The organism is Vibrio sp. 947 (assembly GCF_033339115.1).
Classification (GTDB): domain Bacteria; phylum Pseudomonadota; class Gammaproteobacteria; order Enterobacterales; family Vibrionaceae; genus Vibrio; species Vibrio alginolyticus.
On record NZ_JAWOTX010000012.1, the window covers coordinates 91,932 to 110,633 of the forward strand.

An 18,702-nucleotide genomic window follows, 5' to 3' on the forward strand; every position below is an offset into this window, starting at 1 on the left:
AATACTTATTAAGTAGTGTGGTCGATTACCAACCCGTCACTTCACGTAGACCTTGGCCAATCTCTGCTAGAGATTTCACAGTTTTAACGCCAGCCGCTTCTAGTGCAGCAAATTTGTCTTCAGCAGTACCTTTACCACCAGAGATAATCGCACCAGCATGGCCCATACGCTTACCAGGAGGCGCAGTTACACCAGCAATGTAAGAAACCACTGGCTTCGTTACATTTTCTTTAATGTATGCTGCTGCTTCTTCTTCTGCAGTACCACCGATCTCACCGATCATAACGATCGCTTCTGTCTCAGGGTCTTCTTGGAACAGTTTTAGGATATCAATGAAGTTTGAACCCGGGATTGGGTCACCACCGATACCAACACAAGTAGACTGGCCGAAACCTTCGTCAGTGGTTTGTTTAACTGCTTCGTAAGTTAGAGTACCGCTACGAGATACAATACCTACTTTGCCTTTCTTGTGGATGTGACCAGGCATGATACCGATCTTACACTCATCAGGAGTGATAACGCCCGGACAGTTAGGACCAATCATGCGAACGCCAGTTTCTTCTAGCTTCACTTTTACGTCGATCATATCTGTAGTAGGGATACCTTCAGTAATCGTTACGATTAGCTCGATACCCGCGTCAATCGCTTCTAGGATTGCATCTTTACAGAAAGGTGCTGGTACGTAGATGACTGTCGCTGTTGCGCCAGTCGCTTCTACTGCTTCACGAACTGTGTTGAATACAGGAAGACCTAGGTGAGTTTGGCCACCTTTACCTGGAGACACACCGCCAACCATTTGCGTACCGTATGCGATAGCTTGCTCTGAGTGGAAAGTACCTTGACCACCAGTGAACCCCTGACAGATTACTTTAGTGTCTTTGTTAATTAATACAGACATTATTTAGCCTCCGCAGCAGCAACAACTTTCTGAGCAGCATCAGTTAGCGACTCAGCAGCAATGATATCAACATCAGAATTAGCAAGAACTTCGCGACCTAGGTCAGCGTTAGTGCCTTCAAGACGAACAACAACAGGTACGCTTACGCCTACCTCTTTAACCGCGCCGATAATACCTTCTGCGATCATGTCACAACGTACAATACCACCGAAGATGTTAACAAGTACCGCTTTCACATTGTCATCAGATAGGATGATCTTGAATGCTTCAGCAACACGCTCTTTCGTCGCGCCGCCACCTACATCTAAGAAGTTAGCTGGTTTGCCGCCGTGTAGGTTTACGATATCCATCGTACCCATTGCTAGGCCTGCACCGTTAACCATACAGCCAACGTTACCGTCTAGTGCTACGTAGTTCAGCTCCCACTGAGCTGCGTGTGCTTCACGCTCATCTTCTTGTGAAGGATCGTGCATTTCACGAAGCTTAGGCTGACGATACAGTGCGTTTGAGTCGATGTTGATCTTACCGTCAAGACATAGCAAGTTGCCTTCACCAGTAATCACAAGTGGGTTGATCTCTAGCAGAGCAAGATCGTACTGAGAAAACATAGTGCCAAGACCCATAAAGATCTTAACGAATTGTTTGATTTGGTCGCCTTCAAGACCAAGTTTGAACGCTAGCTCACGACCTTGGTAAGCTTGTGGACCTACTAGTGGGTCAATTGCTGCTTTGTGGATGAGTTCCGGCGTTTCTTCCGCAACTTTTTCAATTTCCACACCACCTTCGGTAGAAGCCATGAAAACGATCTTACGGCTAGCACGGTCAACTACCGCACCTAGGTATAGTTCGTTCGCAATATTTGAAGCTTCTTCAACAAGGATTTTTGTTACTGGCTGACCGTTAGCGTCAGTTTGGTAAGTCACTAGGTTTTTACCTAACCACTTCTGTGCAAACTCTTTAACGCCTTCTTTTGTATCGTGTAGCTCTACGCCACCCGCTTTACCACGGCCACCAGCGTGAACCTGACATTTAACTACTTTCTTGGCTGTACTAATACGGCCTGCGGCTTCAAAAGCTTCTTGTGGTGTATCACACGCGTAGCCTTCTGGCACAGGCAAACCGAATTCTGCAAACAGCTGTTTGGCTTGGTATTCATGCAAATTCATTTCGATATTCCGTTTGTTTTTCCCTTAAGGGATTTATTATTTCCATAACGCTGCAGTCTTGGCTGCTTGTACGTCTGTAGGGTCTTCTCAAATCAATCCTTCATCATGAGTTCTCATACTGAAGGATTCAAATGAAGGCCAAACGTTGAGCTAGTCTAGCCATTGAAATTTTTAACGTCTAGCTACCTACGATAACTAGACGTTTTAGCGATATTAAACGTCTAATAGGAGACGTGCTGGGTCCTCTAGTAACTCTTTAATCGTTACTAGGAAGCCAACTGATTCACGACCATCAATTAGGCGGTGATCGTAAGATAACGCTAGGTACATCATCGGCAAGATTTCAACTTTGCCATCCACTGCCATCGGACGCTCTTGGATCTTATGCATACCAAGAATCGCTGATTGAGGTGGGTTGATGATTGGTGTAGACATTAGTGAACCGAACACACCACCGTTTGTGATAGTGAAGTTACCGCCCATTAGCTCGTCTACCGTTAGCTTGCCATCACGACCTTTAATAGCCAGCTCTTTGATGCCTTTTTCAACATCAGCGAAACCAAGCTTGTCACAGTCTTTTAGGACAGGTGTAACTAGACCACGTGGAGTTGATACCGCCATGCTAATGTCGAAGTAGTTGTGGTAAACAATGTCATCGCCATCAATCGAAGCATTTACTTCTGGGTAACGCTTAAGCGCTTCTGTTACTGCTTTCACGTAGAAAGACATGAAGCCCAAACGAATACCGTGACGCTCTTCGAACTGATCTTTGTACTGCTTACGAAGGTCCATGATTGGTTTCATGTTCACTTCGTTAAACGTCGTTAGCATTGCCGTGTTGTTCTTCGCTTCTAGCAGACGGTTAGCGACTGTCTTACGAAGGCGAGTCATTGGAACACGCTTCTGACTGCGAGCCGCTGCCGGCACGTCAACCACTGCTGGCGAGTCTTCTTTTGACGCAGATTTAGCGTTCGCAAGATGCGCTTCAATATCTTCACGCGTAATACGACCACCAACACCAGTGCCTTTCACTTGGCTTGCTTCTAAGCCATGTTCAGCCAACAAACGGCGCACTGCTGGGCTTAATGCGTCATTACTTTCTTCGCTAAGCGCAGCTTTGTGACGCTTATCAGGAGATGCTTCAGTACCTTCTGTTTTGTCTGCAGTTGGTTCACCTGCAACTGCGCCTGGCTTCAATTTAGCAATGATTTGTTTAGAAAGTACTGTCGCACCTTCTGCTTCAACAATAGCTTCTAAAACGCCAGCTTCCGGAGCTGGAACTTCTAGCACAACTTTGTCTGTTTCGATGTCAACCAAAACCTCGTCACGCTCTACTGCGTCGCCTGGTTGTTTGTGCCATGTCGCTACGGTTGCGTCAGCAACTGATTCAGGTAAATCTGGAACCAGAATTTCAATTGTCATATCTGTTTCTTCCTTTAACTTCTAATTCTTAATTCGAAGTTTTTGAGTTCACGTTCAGAGCGTCTTCAACCAACGCTTTTTGTTGTTTCAAGTGCACCGACATGTAGCCAACTGCTGGCGAAGCAGAAGCTGGGCGACCTGCGTATTTAAGATTTGCACCTGCAGGAATAGCGGCACGGAAGTTATGTTGGCTACAGTACCAAGCACCTTGGTTCTGAGGTTCTTCCTGACACCACACGAAGTCTTCAACGTTAGTGTATTGAGCAATTGCTGCTTGTACTTCTTCCATTGGGAATGGGTAAAGCTGTTCAATACGCACGATAGCAACATCGTCTTGCTCGTTGTTACGGCGCTGCTCTAGTAGGTCAAAGTAAACCTTACCAGCACAGAACACGACACGTTTCACTTTGCTTGGTTCTAAATCATCTACTTCTGGAATTGCAGATTGGAATGTACCATCCGCCAAGTCTTCAATCGTTGAAGTACATAGAGGGTGGCGCAGCAAAGATTTCGGCGACATAACAATGAGAGGTCGACGCATTGGGCGTACAACCTGACGACGAATCATGTGGTACACCTGAGCCGGTGTTGAAGGAACCACAACCTGCATATTTTGCTCAGCACAAAGCTGAAGGTAACGCTCTAAACGTGCAGATGAGTGCTCAGGGCCTTGACCTTCATAACCATGAGGTAGAAGCATAGTAAGACCGCACAAACGCGCCCACTTTTGCTCGCCTGACGAGATAAACTGGTCGATAACAACTTGTGCACCGTTGGCAAAATCACCAAACTGTGCTTCCCAGATAGTTAAACCACCTGGTTCGGCTGTTGCGTAACCGTATTCAAACGCCAACACAGCTTCTTCTGACAATACTGAGTCAAAGACTTGGAATGGCCCTTGGTTGTCATGAATATTCGCTAATGGAATGTAAGTGCTTGCATCGGTTTGGTTATGAAGAACCGAGTGACGGTGGAAGAAAGTACCACGACCCGAGTCCTGACCAGAAAGACGAATACGCTTGCCATCGTCAACCAATGTAGCATACGCCAATGTTTCAGCCATACCCCAGTCAATGGCTTTTTCACCGGTCATCATTGCTAGACGATCGTTGTATAGCTTATTAACACGGCTTTGCAGTTTATGGCTTTCTGGGTACTGACACAGACGATTGCCTAGCTCAATAAGGCGTGTCTTGTCGTATTTTGAATCCCACTCCATATCCCATTCGTGCCCTAAGTAAGGGGACCAGTCTACAGAGTGCAACGCCATTGGACGCCATTCTTTAACAACCACTTCACCGCGATCTAATGCATCGCGATACTCATTGACTAACTGAGTCGCTGTCTCGATATCTGATTCATTTTTATCGATCAGAACATCTGCATACAATTTGCGTGGTGTAGGATGCTTTTTGATTTTCTGGTACATCAAAGGCTGAGTCGCATTTGGCTCATCCGCCTCATTGTGGCCGTGGCGACGGTAACATACAAGATCGATCACGACATCGCGCTTGAACTCGTTACGGTAATCCAATGCAATGCGAGTAACAAAAGCAACTGCTTCTGGGTCATCTGCATTTACATGGAAAATTGGCGCCTGCACCATCTTCGCGATATCGGTACAGTACATCGTAGAACGCGTGTCACGAGGATTAGACGTCGTAAAGCCTACTTGGTTGTTGATGACGATACGTACCGTACCACCGACTTGGAACCCACGAGCAAGAGACATGTTGAACGTTTCGGCAACCACACCCTGACCAGCGATTGCAGAATCACCGTGGATGGTGATAGGAAGCACTTTGCTACCTTGATTATCACCCAAGCGATCTTGACGTGCTCGAACTGAGCCCATGACTACTGGGTTTACGATTTCTAGGTGCGACGGGTTAAATGCAAGTGCTAAGTGAACATCACCGCCAGGAGTCGCAAAATCAGCAGAGAAACCTTGGTGATATTTCACATCACCCGTACCCCAAGTTTCGTCGTGTTTACCGGCGAACTCATCAAACAGGTCTTGAGGTTTCTTACCAAGTACGTTCACCAGCATGTTCAAACGACCGCGGTGAGCCATACCGATAACCACTTCACGCATTCCACTTGTACCCGCATGACGGATCAACTCTTTCGTCATCGGAATCAGCGCATCACCACCTTCTAAAGAGAAACGTTTTGCACCTGGGAATTTCGCCCCGAGGTAACGCTCCAAACCTTCAGCGGCTGTTAGCTCTTCTAGGAATGTGCGCTTCTCATCTTTGTTGAATGATGGCTGGCCTACGACAGACTCAAGGCGTTGCTGAATCCAACGCTTTTGCTCTGTGTCAGTCATGTGCATGTATTCAGCACCGATGGAACCGCAATAAGTTTTGTTGAGGGCTTCATAGATATCTTTCAACTTCATGGTTTCTTGCCCAACAGCAAAAGAACCTACGTTGAAAGTTTCTTCGAAGTCATCTTCGGTAAGATTATGAAAAGCAGGGTCTAACTCCGCCACTGTTGGGCGTTGCCATAGACCTAGTGGGTCTAATTCTGCAGCTTCATGCCCGCGGAAACGGTATGCGTTGATTAGCTGTAGAACTTTTACTTGTTTTGCATCGACATCTGGGTCACTAACTTGGACATTGTAATGCTTTGTTTCTCTAGCGAGTCGTCGGAAGTAGTCACGGACACGTGAATGTGGTTGTTCTGCCACTTCTTCTGATGGCTTAGGCAAGCCTTCAAAAACACGTTTCCACTCCTCACTTACCAGATCGGGATCACTTAGATACAGTTCGTAGAGGTCCTCTACATACGTTGCATTGGCGCCAGCCAAGTGTGAAGACTCGAGCCATGCCTTCATCACGCCGTTGTGCATATTTTCCCTTAACCAGTAGTTTTCACGTTTGCTTCGGTCTTTGCCGAGCTATAAGAGCCGACTAAAAATACGGTCGGCAATTTTTGTATTCTTTACTCGAATATTACTGAAGCAGTGAAGCGGTCATATCGGGTGATCCGCAACACTGCGACATTCCTAAGAGCGAGTAAATTAAACCGAACGATTAACCAACATCGACTTAATGTGACCGATGGCTTTCGTCGGATTTAATCCCTTAGGACAAACACTTACACAATTCATGATGCCATGGCAACGAAAAACGCTAAATGCATCATCAAGATCAGACAAACGTTCATCTGTTGCCGTATCGCGGCTATCAATTAGCCAACGGTACGCTGCGAGAAGACCAGCTGGGCCGATGAATTTATCAGGGTTCCACCAGAATGATGGGCAAGACGTTGTACAACATGCACACATGATACATTCGTACAATCCATCTAAATGCGCACGATCATCAGGCGATTGTAGGTTCTCACGTGATGGTGGTAATGCACCATCATCAATCAAGAATGGTTTAACTTTCGCATAGTTATCATAGAACTGCGTCATGTCAACGATAAGATCGCGCACGACAGGTAACCCTGGTAGTGGACGAATAACTATCTTATCGCCTTGTAGAGCAGATAACGGTGTGATACACGCTAGGCCGTTTTTACCATTCATATTCAAACCATCAGAACCACATACCCCTTCACGGCATGAGCGACGGAACGCGATGCTTGGATCTTGCTCTTTTAGCAGAATCAATGCATCAAGCACCATCATGTCTGAGCCTTCGTCTACCTCAAGGGTATACTCTTTCATGTAAGGCTTGGTATCCACATCCGGATTGTAACGGTATAAAGAGAAGTTTAATTTCATAGTCGTATCCTCCCTTTAGTATGTACGTACTTTCGGCGGGAAAGCTTCACGATGCGTTGGCGTCATGTTCACATCACGCTTAGTCATCGCTTCTGTTTCCGGATTGTAGATAGAGTGGCATAGCCAGTTCTCATCATCACGCTCAGGGAAATCGAAACGAGCATGTGCGCCACGACTCTCTGTACGGTAGTTTGCTGCAACGGCAGTTGAAAACGCGGTTTCCATCAGGTTATCAAGTTCTAGACACTCAATACGCTGCGTGTTGAACTCTGAAGACTTGTCCGCTAGATGCGCATCTTTCAAACGTTCGCGAATCACTTTCAACTCTTCTAGACCGGTTGCCATCGCATCGCCTTCACGGAATACCGAGAAGCTGTTTTGCATGCATGCTTGTAGGTCTTTACGAATCTGAACTGGATCTTCACCACCAGTGCTGTTTTCCCAACGCATAGTACGCGCTAGAGACGCTTCAATATCAGATTCTGTTGCAGGACGAGCTTCTGCTTGCGCTGCTAGCGTTTCGCCAAGGTGCAAGCCAGTAGCACGACCAAATACGACCAAGTCTAGTAATGAGTTGCCGCCCAGACGGTTAGCACCGTGTACCGATACAGAAGCAATCTCACCACATGCGTAAAGGCCTTGTACTTCCATCTCGCTACCGTCGGCCTTCTGCTTAATTGCTTGGCCAGAGACTTGAGTAGGTACACCACCCATCATGTAGTGACAAGTTGGAATTACTGGAATTGGCTCTTTCACTGGGTCAACGTGTGCAAATGTACGAGACAGTTCACAGATACCTGGTAGACGTGATTCAAGTACTTCTTTACCAAGGTGATCAAGTTTCAACTTGATATGTGGACCCCAAGGACCATCACAGCCGCGGCCTTCACGAATTTCAATCATCATTGAACGAGCAACCACGTCACGACCAGCAAGGTCTTTCGCGTTTGGTGCGTAGCGCTCCATGAAGCGTTCACCATCTTTATTTAGAAGGTAACCACCTTCACCACGACAACCTTCCGTCACTAGAACACCCGCGCCAGCAATACCTGTTGGGTGGAACTGCCACATTTCCATGTCTTGCATTGGAACGCCTGCGCGAAGTGCCATACCAACGCCATCACCCGTGTTGATGTGCGCGTTAGTGGTCGATGCGTAAATACGACCTGCACCACCTGTAGCTAGAATGGTTGCTTTCGATTTGAAGTAACAGATTTCACCCGTTTCCATACAAATCGCAGTACAACCCATGATTGCGCCGTCTTGGTTTTTCACAAGATCCAAAGCGTACCACTCCGAGAAGATGGTTGTTTTGTGTTTTACGTTTTGCTGGTAAAGCGTGTGAAGAAGTGCGTGACCAGTACGGTCTGCAGCAGCGGCTGTACGAGCAGCCTGCTCACCACCAAACTCTTTAGATTGGCCACCGAATGGACGTTGGTATATGGTACCGTTATCAAAACGAGAGAATGGAAGACCCATTTTTTCAAGCTCGATAACTGACTCAGGACCATTTTTACACATGTATTCAATCGCGTTCTGGTCACCGATGTAGTCGGAACCTTTAACGGTATCGTACATGTGCCATTGCCAATCGTCTTTGTGCGAGTTACCCAGAGCAACGGTAATGCCGCCCTGTGCAGACACAGTATGAGAACGTGTTGGAAATACTTTTGACAACAAAGCACATGATAGGCCTTGCTCTGAAATTTGTAGTGCAGCGCGCATACCTGCACCACCAGCGCCGATTACTACGGCATCAAACTCACGAACTGGAATAGACACTTACGCACCCCACAGAATAAATAGACCAGAGAAGACATAGCCGAATAGCACGGCAATAACACCAAGTTGTAGTGCGCCACGTAGTTTCGCGCACTTAATGTAATCAGTTAATACTTGCCACAAACCAACCCAAGCGTGAATCAGGATCGAGACAAGTGCCAACATGGTGAATACTTTAGTGAAGGTACCACCAAAGAATTGGGTCCAAGATGCGTAAGAGATATCTGAAAATGCACAGAAGCTAATCAGATAAATCGTGTATAGCGTCATAATGATTGCAGTTGCACGAATTAGTAGGAAATCGTGTACACCATTACGACCAAATGAAGATACGTGTTTTACCATACCAAGATCCCCGCCAATAATGATAATACTGCTGTTGCACCAAACGCGACTTTAGCGCTCATCGTGCCTGAATCTAGTTCTTCAAAGTGACCTAGATCCATCAATAAGTGACGGATACCACCTGCGATGTGGTAGGCAAGTGCAGTAAGAATTCCCCACAGGATGAATTTTACGAAGAAGCTATCGACGATGTCAGCGGCTTCCATAAAACCCATTGGGGATGACAGAGAAATGGATAGTAACCACAGTAATATACCCACCGCAACAAACGTAATTACCCCAGACACACGGTGTAGGATGGATGCGATTGCTGTGATAGGAAAGTGGATGGTCTGTAAATCTAAATTAACAGGTCTTGACTTTCTTTCTTTCACGGGCTTGCTCACTCAGCTCCATTGAGCATTTATTGTTATAACCAATTTCAGCTTCCAAACGTACAAAAGTTAACATCTATTTAACAAATATCGCGAGTAACCACTCAGATAATTGTAAACAAGTTGTTAACAAACGGAATCCAGCAACAAACCTCACTCTTTGTTTCTAGCCCCGAATTTATAAGGATTTAACTAAAATTTTCTTTGCCAATATACGGCGAGCAACATTCTAATACAATTGGTGTAACAAATTATGCTACATAGAACAGATTTTTAACGATTTTCATGAGAAAAATCATAACAAGTGCACACAAAGATGGAGAAAAATTGACTTTAAGCTTTAACAACAGTACAAAAATGGCACATAAACATCCTGGACGGATTAAATAATAAACAAAGGAGATTGTTATGGCGGATAAGAAAGCGACCCTTCATGTTGAAGGTCAAGCGCCAATCGAACTGCCAATTATGGACGGTACGCTAGGTACACCTGTAATTGACGTTCGTAAGCTGGGAGCCAATGGTTACTTTACTTTTGACCCAGGTTTTCTTGCCACTGCATCTTGTGAATCATCAATCACGTACATCGATGGCGGCAAAGGTATTCTTTTGCACCGCGGTTTCCCGATTGATCAATTAGCCAATAACGCAGATTACTTAGAAGTATGTTACATCCTTCTTTATGGTGAAGCCCCTACCCGAGAACAATACGAGCAATTCAAAACGACCGTTACTCGTCACACAATGGTACACGAGCAAATCGCAAGCTTTTTCCATGGCTTCCGACGCGATGCTCATCCAATGGCGGTAATGTGTGGTGTAGTTGGAGCACTTGCAGCCTTCTATCACGACTCTCTTGACATTAACAACGACGAACACCGCGAAATTGCAGCGTACCGTCTGCTGTCAAAAATGCCAACACTGGCGGCGATGTGTTACAAATACTCTATCGGTCAGCCATTTATTTACCCTCGTAACGACCTTAGCTACGCAGAGAACTTCTTGCATATGATGTTCGCAAACCCTTGCGAAGAGTATGAAGTAAATCCTGTGGTTGCCCGTGCGATGGATAAGATTTTCACTCTACACGCGGATCACGAACAGAATGCGTCGACATCAACTGTTCGCCTAGCTGGCTCTTCTGGTGCGAACCCATTTGCATGTATTGCCGCTGGTATTGCATCCCTTTGGGGGCCTGCTCACGGTGGCGCAAACGAAGCCTGCTTGAGAATGCTAGAAGAGATTGGCAGCGTCGATAACATCCCTGAATATGTAGACCGCGCGAAAGACAAAGATGACCCATTCCGCTTAATGGGCTTTGGTCACCGCGTTTACAAGAACTACGACCCACGTGCGACAGTAATGCGCGAAACGTGTCATGAAGTTCTCAAAGAGCTAAACATTCAAGACCCTCTGCTAGACGTTGCAATGGAACTTGAGCGCATTGCACTTTCTGATGAGTACTTCGTGTCTAAGAAGCTGTACCCGAACGTAGACTTCTACTCAGGTATCATTCTTAAAGCGATTGGTATTCCAGTTTCTATGTTTACGGTTATCTTCGCGATTTCTCGTACCATCGGCTGGATTGCTCACTGGAACGAAATGCACAGCGATCCACTGAACCGCATCGGTCGTCCTCGTCAGCTATACACTGGCGAAACACAACGTGAGTTTTCTCCACTTCACGAACGTGAATGATCTTTTAGTACGAAGATAGACAAACAAAAGGGTTGAGATTTTCGTCTCAACCCTTTTTTCTTTTTTGCGTTTAACGTTATTAATGGAGAACGCTAAACCGGATTATCAATATCGATAAACTCCACATGTAGGCCATATTCATCCGCTAGCCATTTGCCTAAGGCCTGAACACCATAACGCTCAGTAGCATGATGACCTGCAGCAAAGTAATGAATGTCCATTTCACGAGCAGTATAAGTGGTGCGCTCTGAAATTTCTCCAGAGATAAATGCATCCAGCCCGTGCTGTACAGCAAGTTCAATGAAATCCTGCCCTCCACCAGTACACCAGCCGACTGTCTCAATCATCTTATCAGTATTCTCTGGAGCGATATGCAGAGGCTCTCTTTCAAGAACTTGGTTGATCTTACTCGCAAATTCAACACCAGACATCGGCTTTTTCAAGCGCCCAAACATAGCAACTGACTGAGGGTGCCCTTCAAGCCCACCTTCTACTTCGATTTCAAGTAAGCGAGCTAATTCAGCGTTGTTGCCTAGCTCTGGATGAATATCTAGAGGAAGGTGATAACCATATAAGTTGATATCATTTTTGATCAGGCTACGAATTCGTTTACCTTTCATGCCACGAATTGGCTCAGGCTCACCTTTCCAAAAATAGCCATGATGAACAAGCAATGCGTCTGCATTAAGCTCAATCGCTTTATCGATTAAGGCTTGAGAGGCGGTTACGCCAGTGATAATACGCTTTACGGCTGGCGTCCCTTCTACCTGTAACCCGTTTGGTGCGTAATCTTTAATTAACTGCGGTGACAGTTTGTCATTAAGAATCTGTTCTAGCTTTAAGTTATTCATTATTACTTCCAATTTCTAGCGCATGTAAACCTAAATAACCTCTCGATGAAATCAGACCGAGAGTGTGCAACCTAGTTGATACAACAACGTTTTGACATCTGGCACCTTGATATCATTTAGGTATTTAAAGTGTATCTCGAACCCTAATATCGATGCTAGCCACCCTACCCTCAAAAGCAAATTTAGTTACAATAACAAAGCTTGTCGCCTCACCATACATTTAGGGATACGGATGAACCAACTGCAACGCTTTTACCAATGGATCGCCACTTCACCTCCTCTTTTCAAGTTACGCCCTCCGTTTGCAACCTTAGAGGATCTTACGGTAACGCCTTTAAAGAACACTGAGCAATACAATGGTAATCCAAGATTGGGCTTTTTATATCAGCACTTATGCACTGCAGTTCTCTCTAGTTCAGAACGATATCAGGTTATCGCGGAAGAGGTTCAGTTAAACGACATCGAAGGTAAGACCATTGGTGCTATAGATTTGGTGTTGCGGAATACAGAATCAAATCAAATAGAACACTGGGAAGTGGCGATTAAGTTTTATCTTCTTTATAACGGCGTTTGGTATGGTCCGAATGCTCACGACCAGCTGCATACAAAACTGAATAGAATGCTTACTCATCAATTGAAAATGAGCGATCGCCCGGAATTTCAAAAAATAATTCCGTTAAACGACGCCCCACAAGAGCATCTATTGATGCAAGGACGACTCTATATTAATCCGTTTACTCCAGAGCCAACTCCTAGCGAGTGCTTGGGTTATGAACTAAATCCAAGTCAGATTAGTGGTTACTGGTGCTACCAGAGCCAATGGGAGTTAATCGGTAAGCCACTTTATCATTTACACAAACCATGCTGGGCGATTGGTATGGACGATTTATCTCGACCCATTGAAAAGCCTTCAGACCGATTTGTACATGCACAAACGGAGGACGGTCAATTCTGGTTTGTGGTACCAGATTCATGGCCCGGAGATAAAGCGGTTCGGGGCACTTAAACATGAAAGGGTTGATGTTTTCACATCAACCCTTTGCTAGATACATTGACCATTGGATGTTTTACAAACCAGCGGCTGCAAACACTTGATTAACGATCTCTTGTGCTTCAGCTTCGATTTGTTTCAGATGTTCTTCACCTTTGAAGCTTTCACAGTAAATCTTGTAGATGTCCTCTGTGCCTGATGGACGAGCAGCGAACCAACCGTTAGCTGTCGTTACTTTAAGGCCGCCAATCGCAGCACCATTGCCTGGTGCATGCGTTAGACGAGCAGTGATAGCATCACCTGCTAGAGTTTCAGCCGCAACCATTTCTGGTGACAACTTCTTCAATACGTCTTTTTGTGGGCCATTTGCTACAGCTTGAATACGGTTGTACTTCGACTCACCGTGCTTCGCCGCTAGCTCTTCATAGTAATCTTGAGGGTTCTTACCCGTTACCGCAGTGATCTCTGCTGCTAGAAGGCATAGCAAGATGCCATCTTTGTCTGTTGACCAAGGCGTGCCATCTTTACGAAGGAAAGACGCACCAGCACTTTCTTCGCCGCCGAAACCAAACTTACCAGTGTACAGACCGTCTACAAACCATTTGAAACCAACAGGCACTTCACATAGCTCACGACCTAGATCCGCAACAACACGGTCAATCAGCGCACTTGAAACTAGTGTTTTACCAACAGCGACGTCTTTACCCCACGCGTCACGATGACGGTACAAGTAGTCAATACAAACGGCTAAGAAGTGGTTCGGGTTCATCAAACCTTTTGGCGTAACGATACCGTGACGGTCGTAGTCAGGATCGTTACCAAATGCTAAATCGTATTCGTCTTTCAGTGCCAATAGACCCGCCATTGCGTAAGGAGAAGAACAGTCCATACGCACAACGCCGTCTTTATCTAGCGACATGAATTGGAAAGAAGGATCGATCGATTCACTTACTAGCGTTAGGTCTAGGTTGTATGCCTGACCAATTTGACGCCAGTAATCGATACCGCTGCCACCCAATGGATCTACACCAATCTTCAGGTTCGCTTTTTGGATTGCTTCCATATCGATAACGTTCACCAGGTCATCAATGTATGGCTTCACCAAGTCCATCTCTACAAACAGATCCGATGCTTTTGCTTCTGCTAGTGGTAGGCGTTTAACACCTTGTAAACCTTCAGCAATCAATTCGTTCGCACGATCTTCGATAGCTTGAGTCAACTCAGCTTCTGCAGGACCACCATGTGTCGGATTGTATTTGATTCCGCCGTCTTGTGGTGGGTTATGTGATGGGGTAATAACGATACCGTCTGCTTTTTCATCGTGTTTGATGTTGTAAGTCAGAATCGCGTGTGAAATACCCGGTGTTGGCGTGTAACCGTTGTCTTGCTGGACAATCACTTTCACACCATTTGCAATCAATACTTCAATCACACTTGAAAAAGCAGGCTCAGATAGCGCATGCGTGTCTTTACCCACAAACAACGGGCCAGTTGTGCCTTGCTCAGCACGAACTTCTGCTACCGCTTGAGCGATCACTAAAATGTGGTTTTCGTTAAAAGTGTGCTTGTCTGCAGTACCGCGGTGGCCAGAAGTACCAAATTGAACTTTGTGTTCTGCGTTTGCCGCGTCTGGTTGAAGTAAGAAGTAGTTAGCAACGAGTGCTGGGATATTGTGAAGATCTTCCTGCTGCGCTTTTTGCCCAGCACGAGGGTGCATAGCCATGTTTGACATCCTTTCTTTCAATACAAATAAAATTAAAAAAGCCTCATAATATCCGCTCACTGCGACGCATTATGAGGCTTCTATCAGGTTTCTTAGATTGAACCTGTTACTTTTTCTATTAAGTCAGGTTGGAACCCCATGTGTGCCATCACTTGTTCAACCATCTGTCTTTTACGACTTGTATTGTTATTCGTGATAACCCAAAACGGTGTGCCAGGAATGGCTTTTGGCTTGGTCGTATTACCGTTTGCTAGCAAGGTTTCTTCATTATCTGCAAAGTACACGCGTTTGCGTCCTTTTACATTCGTAGCCTGGGCGAAACCTTCTGGATTCAATTTATGTAAGGTCGATAATACCAACATAAAGCGATCAATCGCTTTTTTTAGACCGGCAAACTCATCAGAAATAAGCAGCGAACGCATTTCTTTCACTACATCAACAGATTCCGTTTTACCCGCATCTTTACTTACTACAATCCCTTGTGGCTTCTCTACTACAGGCGCGGCTTTAGCTTCCTGCAACTGACCATCAAGGTTTAAAAGGCGTCGCAAAATATCCGAGGCGCTTTCACCGATATGCTTAGTTTGACTAGCTATATAACGGTATAGATCCTCATCAACCTCAATTGTTTTCATTCGCTTTTCACATTCTCAATGTTTAAACTCTGGGGGATTATAACGAGATCCACGCGGATACTCCACGTTAAACCCATCACGAATAAGATAAAATGTCAGCATTACTCAACTATAAGCAGGAAGGCCAAGGCCAAACAGTTGTTTTGATTCACGGATTGTTTGGTAGTTTAAGTAATCTGGGTCTACTCGCCCGCGATCTTATTAAAGATCACACGGTGATCAGTATTGATCTGAGAAATCACGGCCTCTCTTTCCACTCCGAAGTCCATAACTATACCGATATGGCAAACGATGTGGCTCAGCTCCTTCAGCACTTAAACGTTGAGCCATCTATTGTTATTGGTCACTCCATGGGCGGAAAAGTCGCGATGGCTCTTGTGGACATTGCTCCAAATGTAGTCAAGCAGTTAGTCGTTCTCGACATGGCGCCTGTAGCCTACACTACGAACCGTCACGATAATGTTTTTAACGGCTTACATGCTGTTATTAATGAAAAACCAGCAAATCGACAGCAAGCCATGGATATCCTAGCTCAACATATTGAACTCGATGGTGTAAGACAATTTCTCTCTAAATCACTGTACAAAAATGGCGATAAGATGGATTGGCGGTTTAACGTACCGAGCCTTTTTGAGAATTATGACCAAATTATTGGCTGGCAAGAAATCACACCAACAGATATCCCAACTTTATTTATCAAAGGCGGCGACTCTGACTACTTAATGCCAGAACATCAGCCGGCAGTGAAGCGACAATTTAACCATGCTAAAGCACACATTATCGCTGGCACTGGTCACTGGTTACACGCCGAGAAACCGACAGAAGTAATGAGAGTCATTCGAAAATACATTTCGAGTTAACAAATTCGAAAAGCAACACTAGATTATTGAAATAACCCTTCTTGTAGTGCATTAACTTTACCGTTTAACAGTGGTATAGTGCGCCCAAGATTTTTCGGCATGAAGGGCTAAAATGCTTTACGACTATATGGATATGCTCGAGTCTATTGGGCTCGATCTTCTTTTTGCTGCTATCTTTTTTTTCATCGGGATGGCGATAAAAGATGTGCTAAAGCAAGGCAATGTACCTGTTTTTGGTCGTCGTATTGTGTGGTTAGTCCTTTTCCTAGGCTGTGCTGGCTTTATTGCAAAAGGTGTAATTCAGCTAACTTGGGAAGGCTCAGGGTTAGGTTAAACCCTTAGTAGCATCGCCAATAACAAACAATGTAAAGGTATAGACTCTATGGCAAGTGTAGGTATCTTCTTCGGTAGCGACACAGGTAATACTGAAGCCGTTGCAAAGATGATTCAAAAGCAACTAGGTAAACATCTAGTTCACGTTCAAGACATCGCGAAAAGCAGCAAAGAAGACATTGATAACTTCGATCTTCTTCTTCTAGGTATCCCAACTTGGTACTACGGCGAAGCACAATGTGATTGGGATGACTTCTTCCCTGAACTTGAGCAAATCGACTTCTCTACTAAGCTAGTGGCTATCTTTGGCTGTGGCGACCAAGAAGACTACGCAGAATACTTCTGTGACGCGATGGGCACAGTCCGTGATATCGTTGAATCTAAAGGCGGCACAATTCTTGGCCATACCTCGACAGAAGGCTACGAATTTGAAGCGTCTAAAGCACTTGTTGAAGGTGACGAAAGCCAATTCGTAGGTCTATGTATTGATGAAGACCGCCAACCAGAATTGACTGACGAGCGTGTTGAAAGCTGGGTTAAACAGATCTATGAAGAGATGTGTTTAGCTGAGCTAGAAGGCTAATCAAATTGAATGATGCAAAGACCTCCACTTGGAGGTCTTTTTGTATGTATTGTCACACAGCATCGGTAAGTACTTCCTCTTCGCGATACTGAGGTTTCTTTCTTACATAAAGCTTGCGTTGAACCTCTGAAACCACATTCCCCTGTTTATCTTTTACATGAGTAATAAACTCAGGAAAGCACTTTTCTCCATTCCGTGTCATTTGATAAATGTTTTCCAGCATCCCTTCAGTGACCTCAAATTCTGCAAACAAATCACTTTGCCCCGGCTTAATAAAGTTAATGCTTGCCTCTTTATCCCACACATAATATTCCTCTCGTAGAATCCCCATCAGCATCAACGAGTAAATAGGATCAGTTAAAGAGAAAATACTGCCGCCATATTGGGTGCGATTGGCATTTTTATTCCACCAGCGAAGCTTTAAACGTACCTTTACAGTACGGAAGTCTTGAGAAATATGTAAGATTTTAATACCCGCCCCCCAAAAAGGAGGCCAAATATTGAGTGCGAACTTTACAATTCCTGGTTTGTATATCTTCGCTAGTCGCCTATTCATCGCTATCCCTGCCCTCTCCAAGCTTAATGTTACACAATTGTAACTGGTCAGAGCTGTAATATAATGGACCTGTTTCTAATTTACAAAAAGATTCTATTAACCCTTTGAAGTTCGTGGTTTAATGTTCCGAACGCTTATCCTATAATGGTAGGAAGATTGAATTCTGTTAAATCGCTGCAGATGATCCAACGGGAAAGTATATGTCAGATAATAATCAGGCGCTGAAGGATGCGGGTTTAAAAGTAACCCTTCCGAGGCTAAAAATTCTAGAAGTACTTCAGCAGCCAGACTGCCAGCACATCAGTGCTGAAGATTTGTACAAAAAGTTGATTGATCTAGGTGAAGAAATTGGCCTAGCAACTGTTTACCGAGTTCTAAACCAGTTCGACGATGCTGGTATTGTAACTCGTCACCACTTTGAAGGTGGAAAGTCAGTCTTCGAATTATCGACTCAACATCACCACGACCACCTAGTGTGCCTAGACTGTGGTGAGGTAATTGAATTTTCTGACGATCTTATTGAAGAACGTCAAAAAGAGATTGCAGCTAAGTACAATGTCACACTAACAAACCACAGCTTATACTTGTACGGCAAGTGTAGCGATGGTGGTTGTAAAGACAATCCAGATGCACACAAACCGAAAAAATAAGGGTTTGTTAATTTAAAAAGTAAACGTCAGCACATGCTGGCGTTTTTTGTTTCTAGAAGTCAGTACCTTAGACGTCAGTACTTTGGTTACAGAACAAAA

General features: G+C 44.9%; 18 protein-coding genes. 6 read left to right on the plus strand and 12 right to left on the minus strand.

The features are described 5' to 3' along the window. Window positions 1-25 precede the first annotated feature (25 nt). From sucD to sdhC, 8 genes are all read right to left on the minus strand, one after another. Window positions 26-898, minus strand: a complete 873-nt coding sequence (gene sucD / locus R7Q39_RS16215) for a succinate--CoA ligase subunit alpha (protein ID WP_005382181.1) — start codon at window positions 896-898, stop codon at window positions 26-28. Then, window positions 898-2,064 carry an ADP-forming succinate--CoA ligase subunit beta gene (sucC, locus tag R7Q39_RS16220; protein ID WP_005382179.1) on the minus strand — a complete coding sequence of 389 codons (1,167 nt, stop codon included), beginning with the start codon at window positions 2,062-2,064 and terminating at the stop codon, window positions 898-900. The genes sucD and sucC overlap by 1 nt, the downstream gene beginning before the upstream one ends. A 213-nt stretch (window positions 2,065-2,277) precedes the next feature. Further along, window positions 2,278-3,486, minus strand: coding sequence for a 2-oxoglutarate dehydrogenase complex dihydrolipoyllysine-residue succinyltransferase (odhB, locus tag R7Q39_RS16225; protein ID WP_005382177.1), 1,209 nt, complete (start codon window positions 3,484-3,486; stop codon window positions 2,278-2,280). A 28-nt stretch (window positions 3,487-3,514) separates the two neighbouring features. Then, a complete protein-coding gene (gene sucA, locus R7Q39_RS16230; RefSeq protein ID WP_005382176.1) occupies window positions 3,515-6,340 on the minus strand; it encodes a 2-oxoglutarate dehydrogenase E1 component in 2,826 nt (941 codons plus the stop codon). A 171-nt stretch (window positions 6,341-6,511) separates the two neighbouring features. Further along, the gene (locus tag R7Q39_RS16235; protein ID WP_005382174.1) at window positions 6,512-7,222 is read right to left on the minus strand and encodes a succinate dehydrogenase iron-sulfur subunit; all 711 of its coding nucleotides are present in this window, start codon (window positions 7,220-7,222) and stop codon (window positions 6,512-6,514) included. Window positions 7,223-7,237: 15 nt separating this feature from the next. Further along, complete coding sequence (gene sdhA / locus R7Q39_RS16240; RefSeq protein ID WP_005382172.1) at window positions 7,238-9,004, minus strand: succinate dehydrogenase flavoprotein subunit; 1,767 nt, start codon at window positions 9,002-9,004, stop codon at window positions 7,238-7,240. Continuing rightward, the gene (sdhD, locus tag R7Q39_RS16245; protein WP_005382169.1) at window positions 9,005-9,349 is read right to left on the minus strand and encodes a succinate dehydrogenase, hydrophobic membrane anchor protein; all 345 of its coding nucleotides are present in this window, start codon (window positions 9,347-9,349) and stop codon (window positions 9,005-9,007) included. It abuts the gene before it with no gap. Continuing rightward, window positions 9,343-9,735: a succinate dehydrogenase cytochrome b556 subunit gene (gene sdhC, locus R7Q39_RS16250; RefSeq protein ID WP_017634811.1), complete on the minus strand. Its 393-nt coding sequence runs from the start codon at window positions 9,733-9,735 to the stop codon at window positions 9,343-9,345. The genes sdhD and sdhC overlap by 7 nt, the downstream gene beginning before the upstream one ends. Window positions 9,736-10,131: 396 nt before the next feature. On the opposite strand from sdhC, the gene R7Q39_RS16255 reads away from it, so the two are divergent. Then, window positions 10,132-11,421, plus strand: a complete 1,290-nt coding sequence (locus tag R7Q39_RS16255; RefSeq protein WP_005382163.1) for a citrate synthase — start codon at window positions 10,132-10,134, stop codon at window positions 11,419-11,421. A gap of 92 nt (window positions 11,422-11,513) precedes the next feature. On the opposite strand, the gene R7Q39_RS16260 is transcribed toward R7Q39_RS16255, so the two are convergent. Then, entirely contained in the window at window positions 11,514-12,272 is a 759-nt protein-coding gene (locus R7Q39_RS16260) for a Nif3-like dinuclear metal center hexameric protein (protein ID WP_025766984.1), read from the minus strand. Between the two features lie 232 nt (window positions 12,273-12,504). On the opposite strand from R7Q39_RS16260, the gene R7Q39_RS16265 reads away from it, so the two are divergent. Beyond that, entirely contained in the window at window positions 12,505-13,278 is a 774-nt protein-coding gene (locus tag R7Q39_RS16265) for a DUF1853 family protein (RefSeq protein ID WP_025766985.1), read from the plus strand. A 61-nt stretch (window positions 13,279-13,339) separates the two neighbouring features. Here the strand turns inward: R7Q39_RS16265 and pgm are convergent, their stop codons facing one another. Together pgm and seqA are read right to left on the minus strand one after the other, a co-directional pair. Beyond that, on the minus strand, window positions 13,340-14,986 hold the full coding sequence (gene pgm / locus R7Q39_RS16270) for a phosphoglucomutase (alpha-D-glucose-1,6-bisphosphate-dependent) (RefSeq protein ID WP_318076450.1): 1,647 nt from the start codon (window positions 14,984-14,986) through the stop codon (window positions 13,340-13,342). A gap of 92 nt (window positions 14,987-15,078) precedes the next feature. Further along, on the minus strand, window positions 15,079-15,621 hold the full coding sequence (gene seqA, locus R7Q39_RS16275; RefSeq protein WP_005382149.1) for a replication initiation negative regulator SeqA: 543 nt from the start codon (window positions 15,619-15,621) through the stop codon (window positions 15,079-15,081). Between the two features lie 92 nt (window positions 15,622-15,713). On the opposite strand from seqA, the gene R7Q39_RS16280 reads away from it, so the two are divergent. The 3 genes from R7Q39_RS16280 to fldA all read left to right on the plus strand — a co-directional run bounded on the left by R7Q39_RS16280 (window position 15,714) and on the right by fldA (window position 17,397). Further along, window positions 15,714-16,481: an alpha/beta fold hydrolase gene (locus R7Q39_RS16280; protein ID WP_005384988.1), complete on the plus strand. Its 768-nt coding sequence runs from the start codon at window positions 15,714-15,716 to the stop codon at window positions 16,479-16,481. A 112-nt stretch (window positions 16,482-16,593) separates the two neighbouring features. Next, a complete protein-coding gene (locus R7Q39_RS16285; protein ID WP_005393038.1) occupies window positions 16,594-16,815 on the plus strand; it encodes a DUF2788 domain-containing protein in 222 nt (73 codons plus the stop codon). Between the two features lie 48 nt (window positions 16,816-16,863). Continuing rightward, window positions 16,864-17,397 carry a flavodoxin FldA gene (fldA, locus tag R7Q39_RS16290; RefSeq protein WP_005382146.1) on the plus strand — a complete coding sequence of 178 codons (534 nt, stop codon included), beginning with the start codon at window positions 16,864-16,866 and terminating at the stop codon, window positions 17,395-17,397. A gap of 52 nt (window positions 17,398-17,449) precedes the next feature. Here the strand turns inward: fldA and R7Q39_RS16295 are convergent, their stop codons facing one another. Then, window positions 17,450-17,953 (minus strand): DUF4442 domain-containing protein, encoded by a 504-nt coding sequence (locus tag R7Q39_RS16295; RefSeq protein ID WP_005382144.1) that lies wholly within the window; start codon window positions 17,951-17,953, stop codon window positions 17,450-17,452. 200 nt (window positions 17,954-18,153) lie between these two features. On the opposite strand from R7Q39_RS16295, the gene fcrX reads away from it, so the two are divergent. After that, on the plus strand, window positions 18,154-18,603 hold the full coding sequence (fcrX, locus tag R7Q39_RS16300; protein ID WP_005382141.1) for a ferric iron uptake transcriptional regulator FcrX: 450 nt from the start codon (window positions 18,154-18,156) through the stop codon (window positions 18,601-18,603). The last annotated feature ends 99 nt before the right edge of the window (window positions 18,604-18,702 follow it).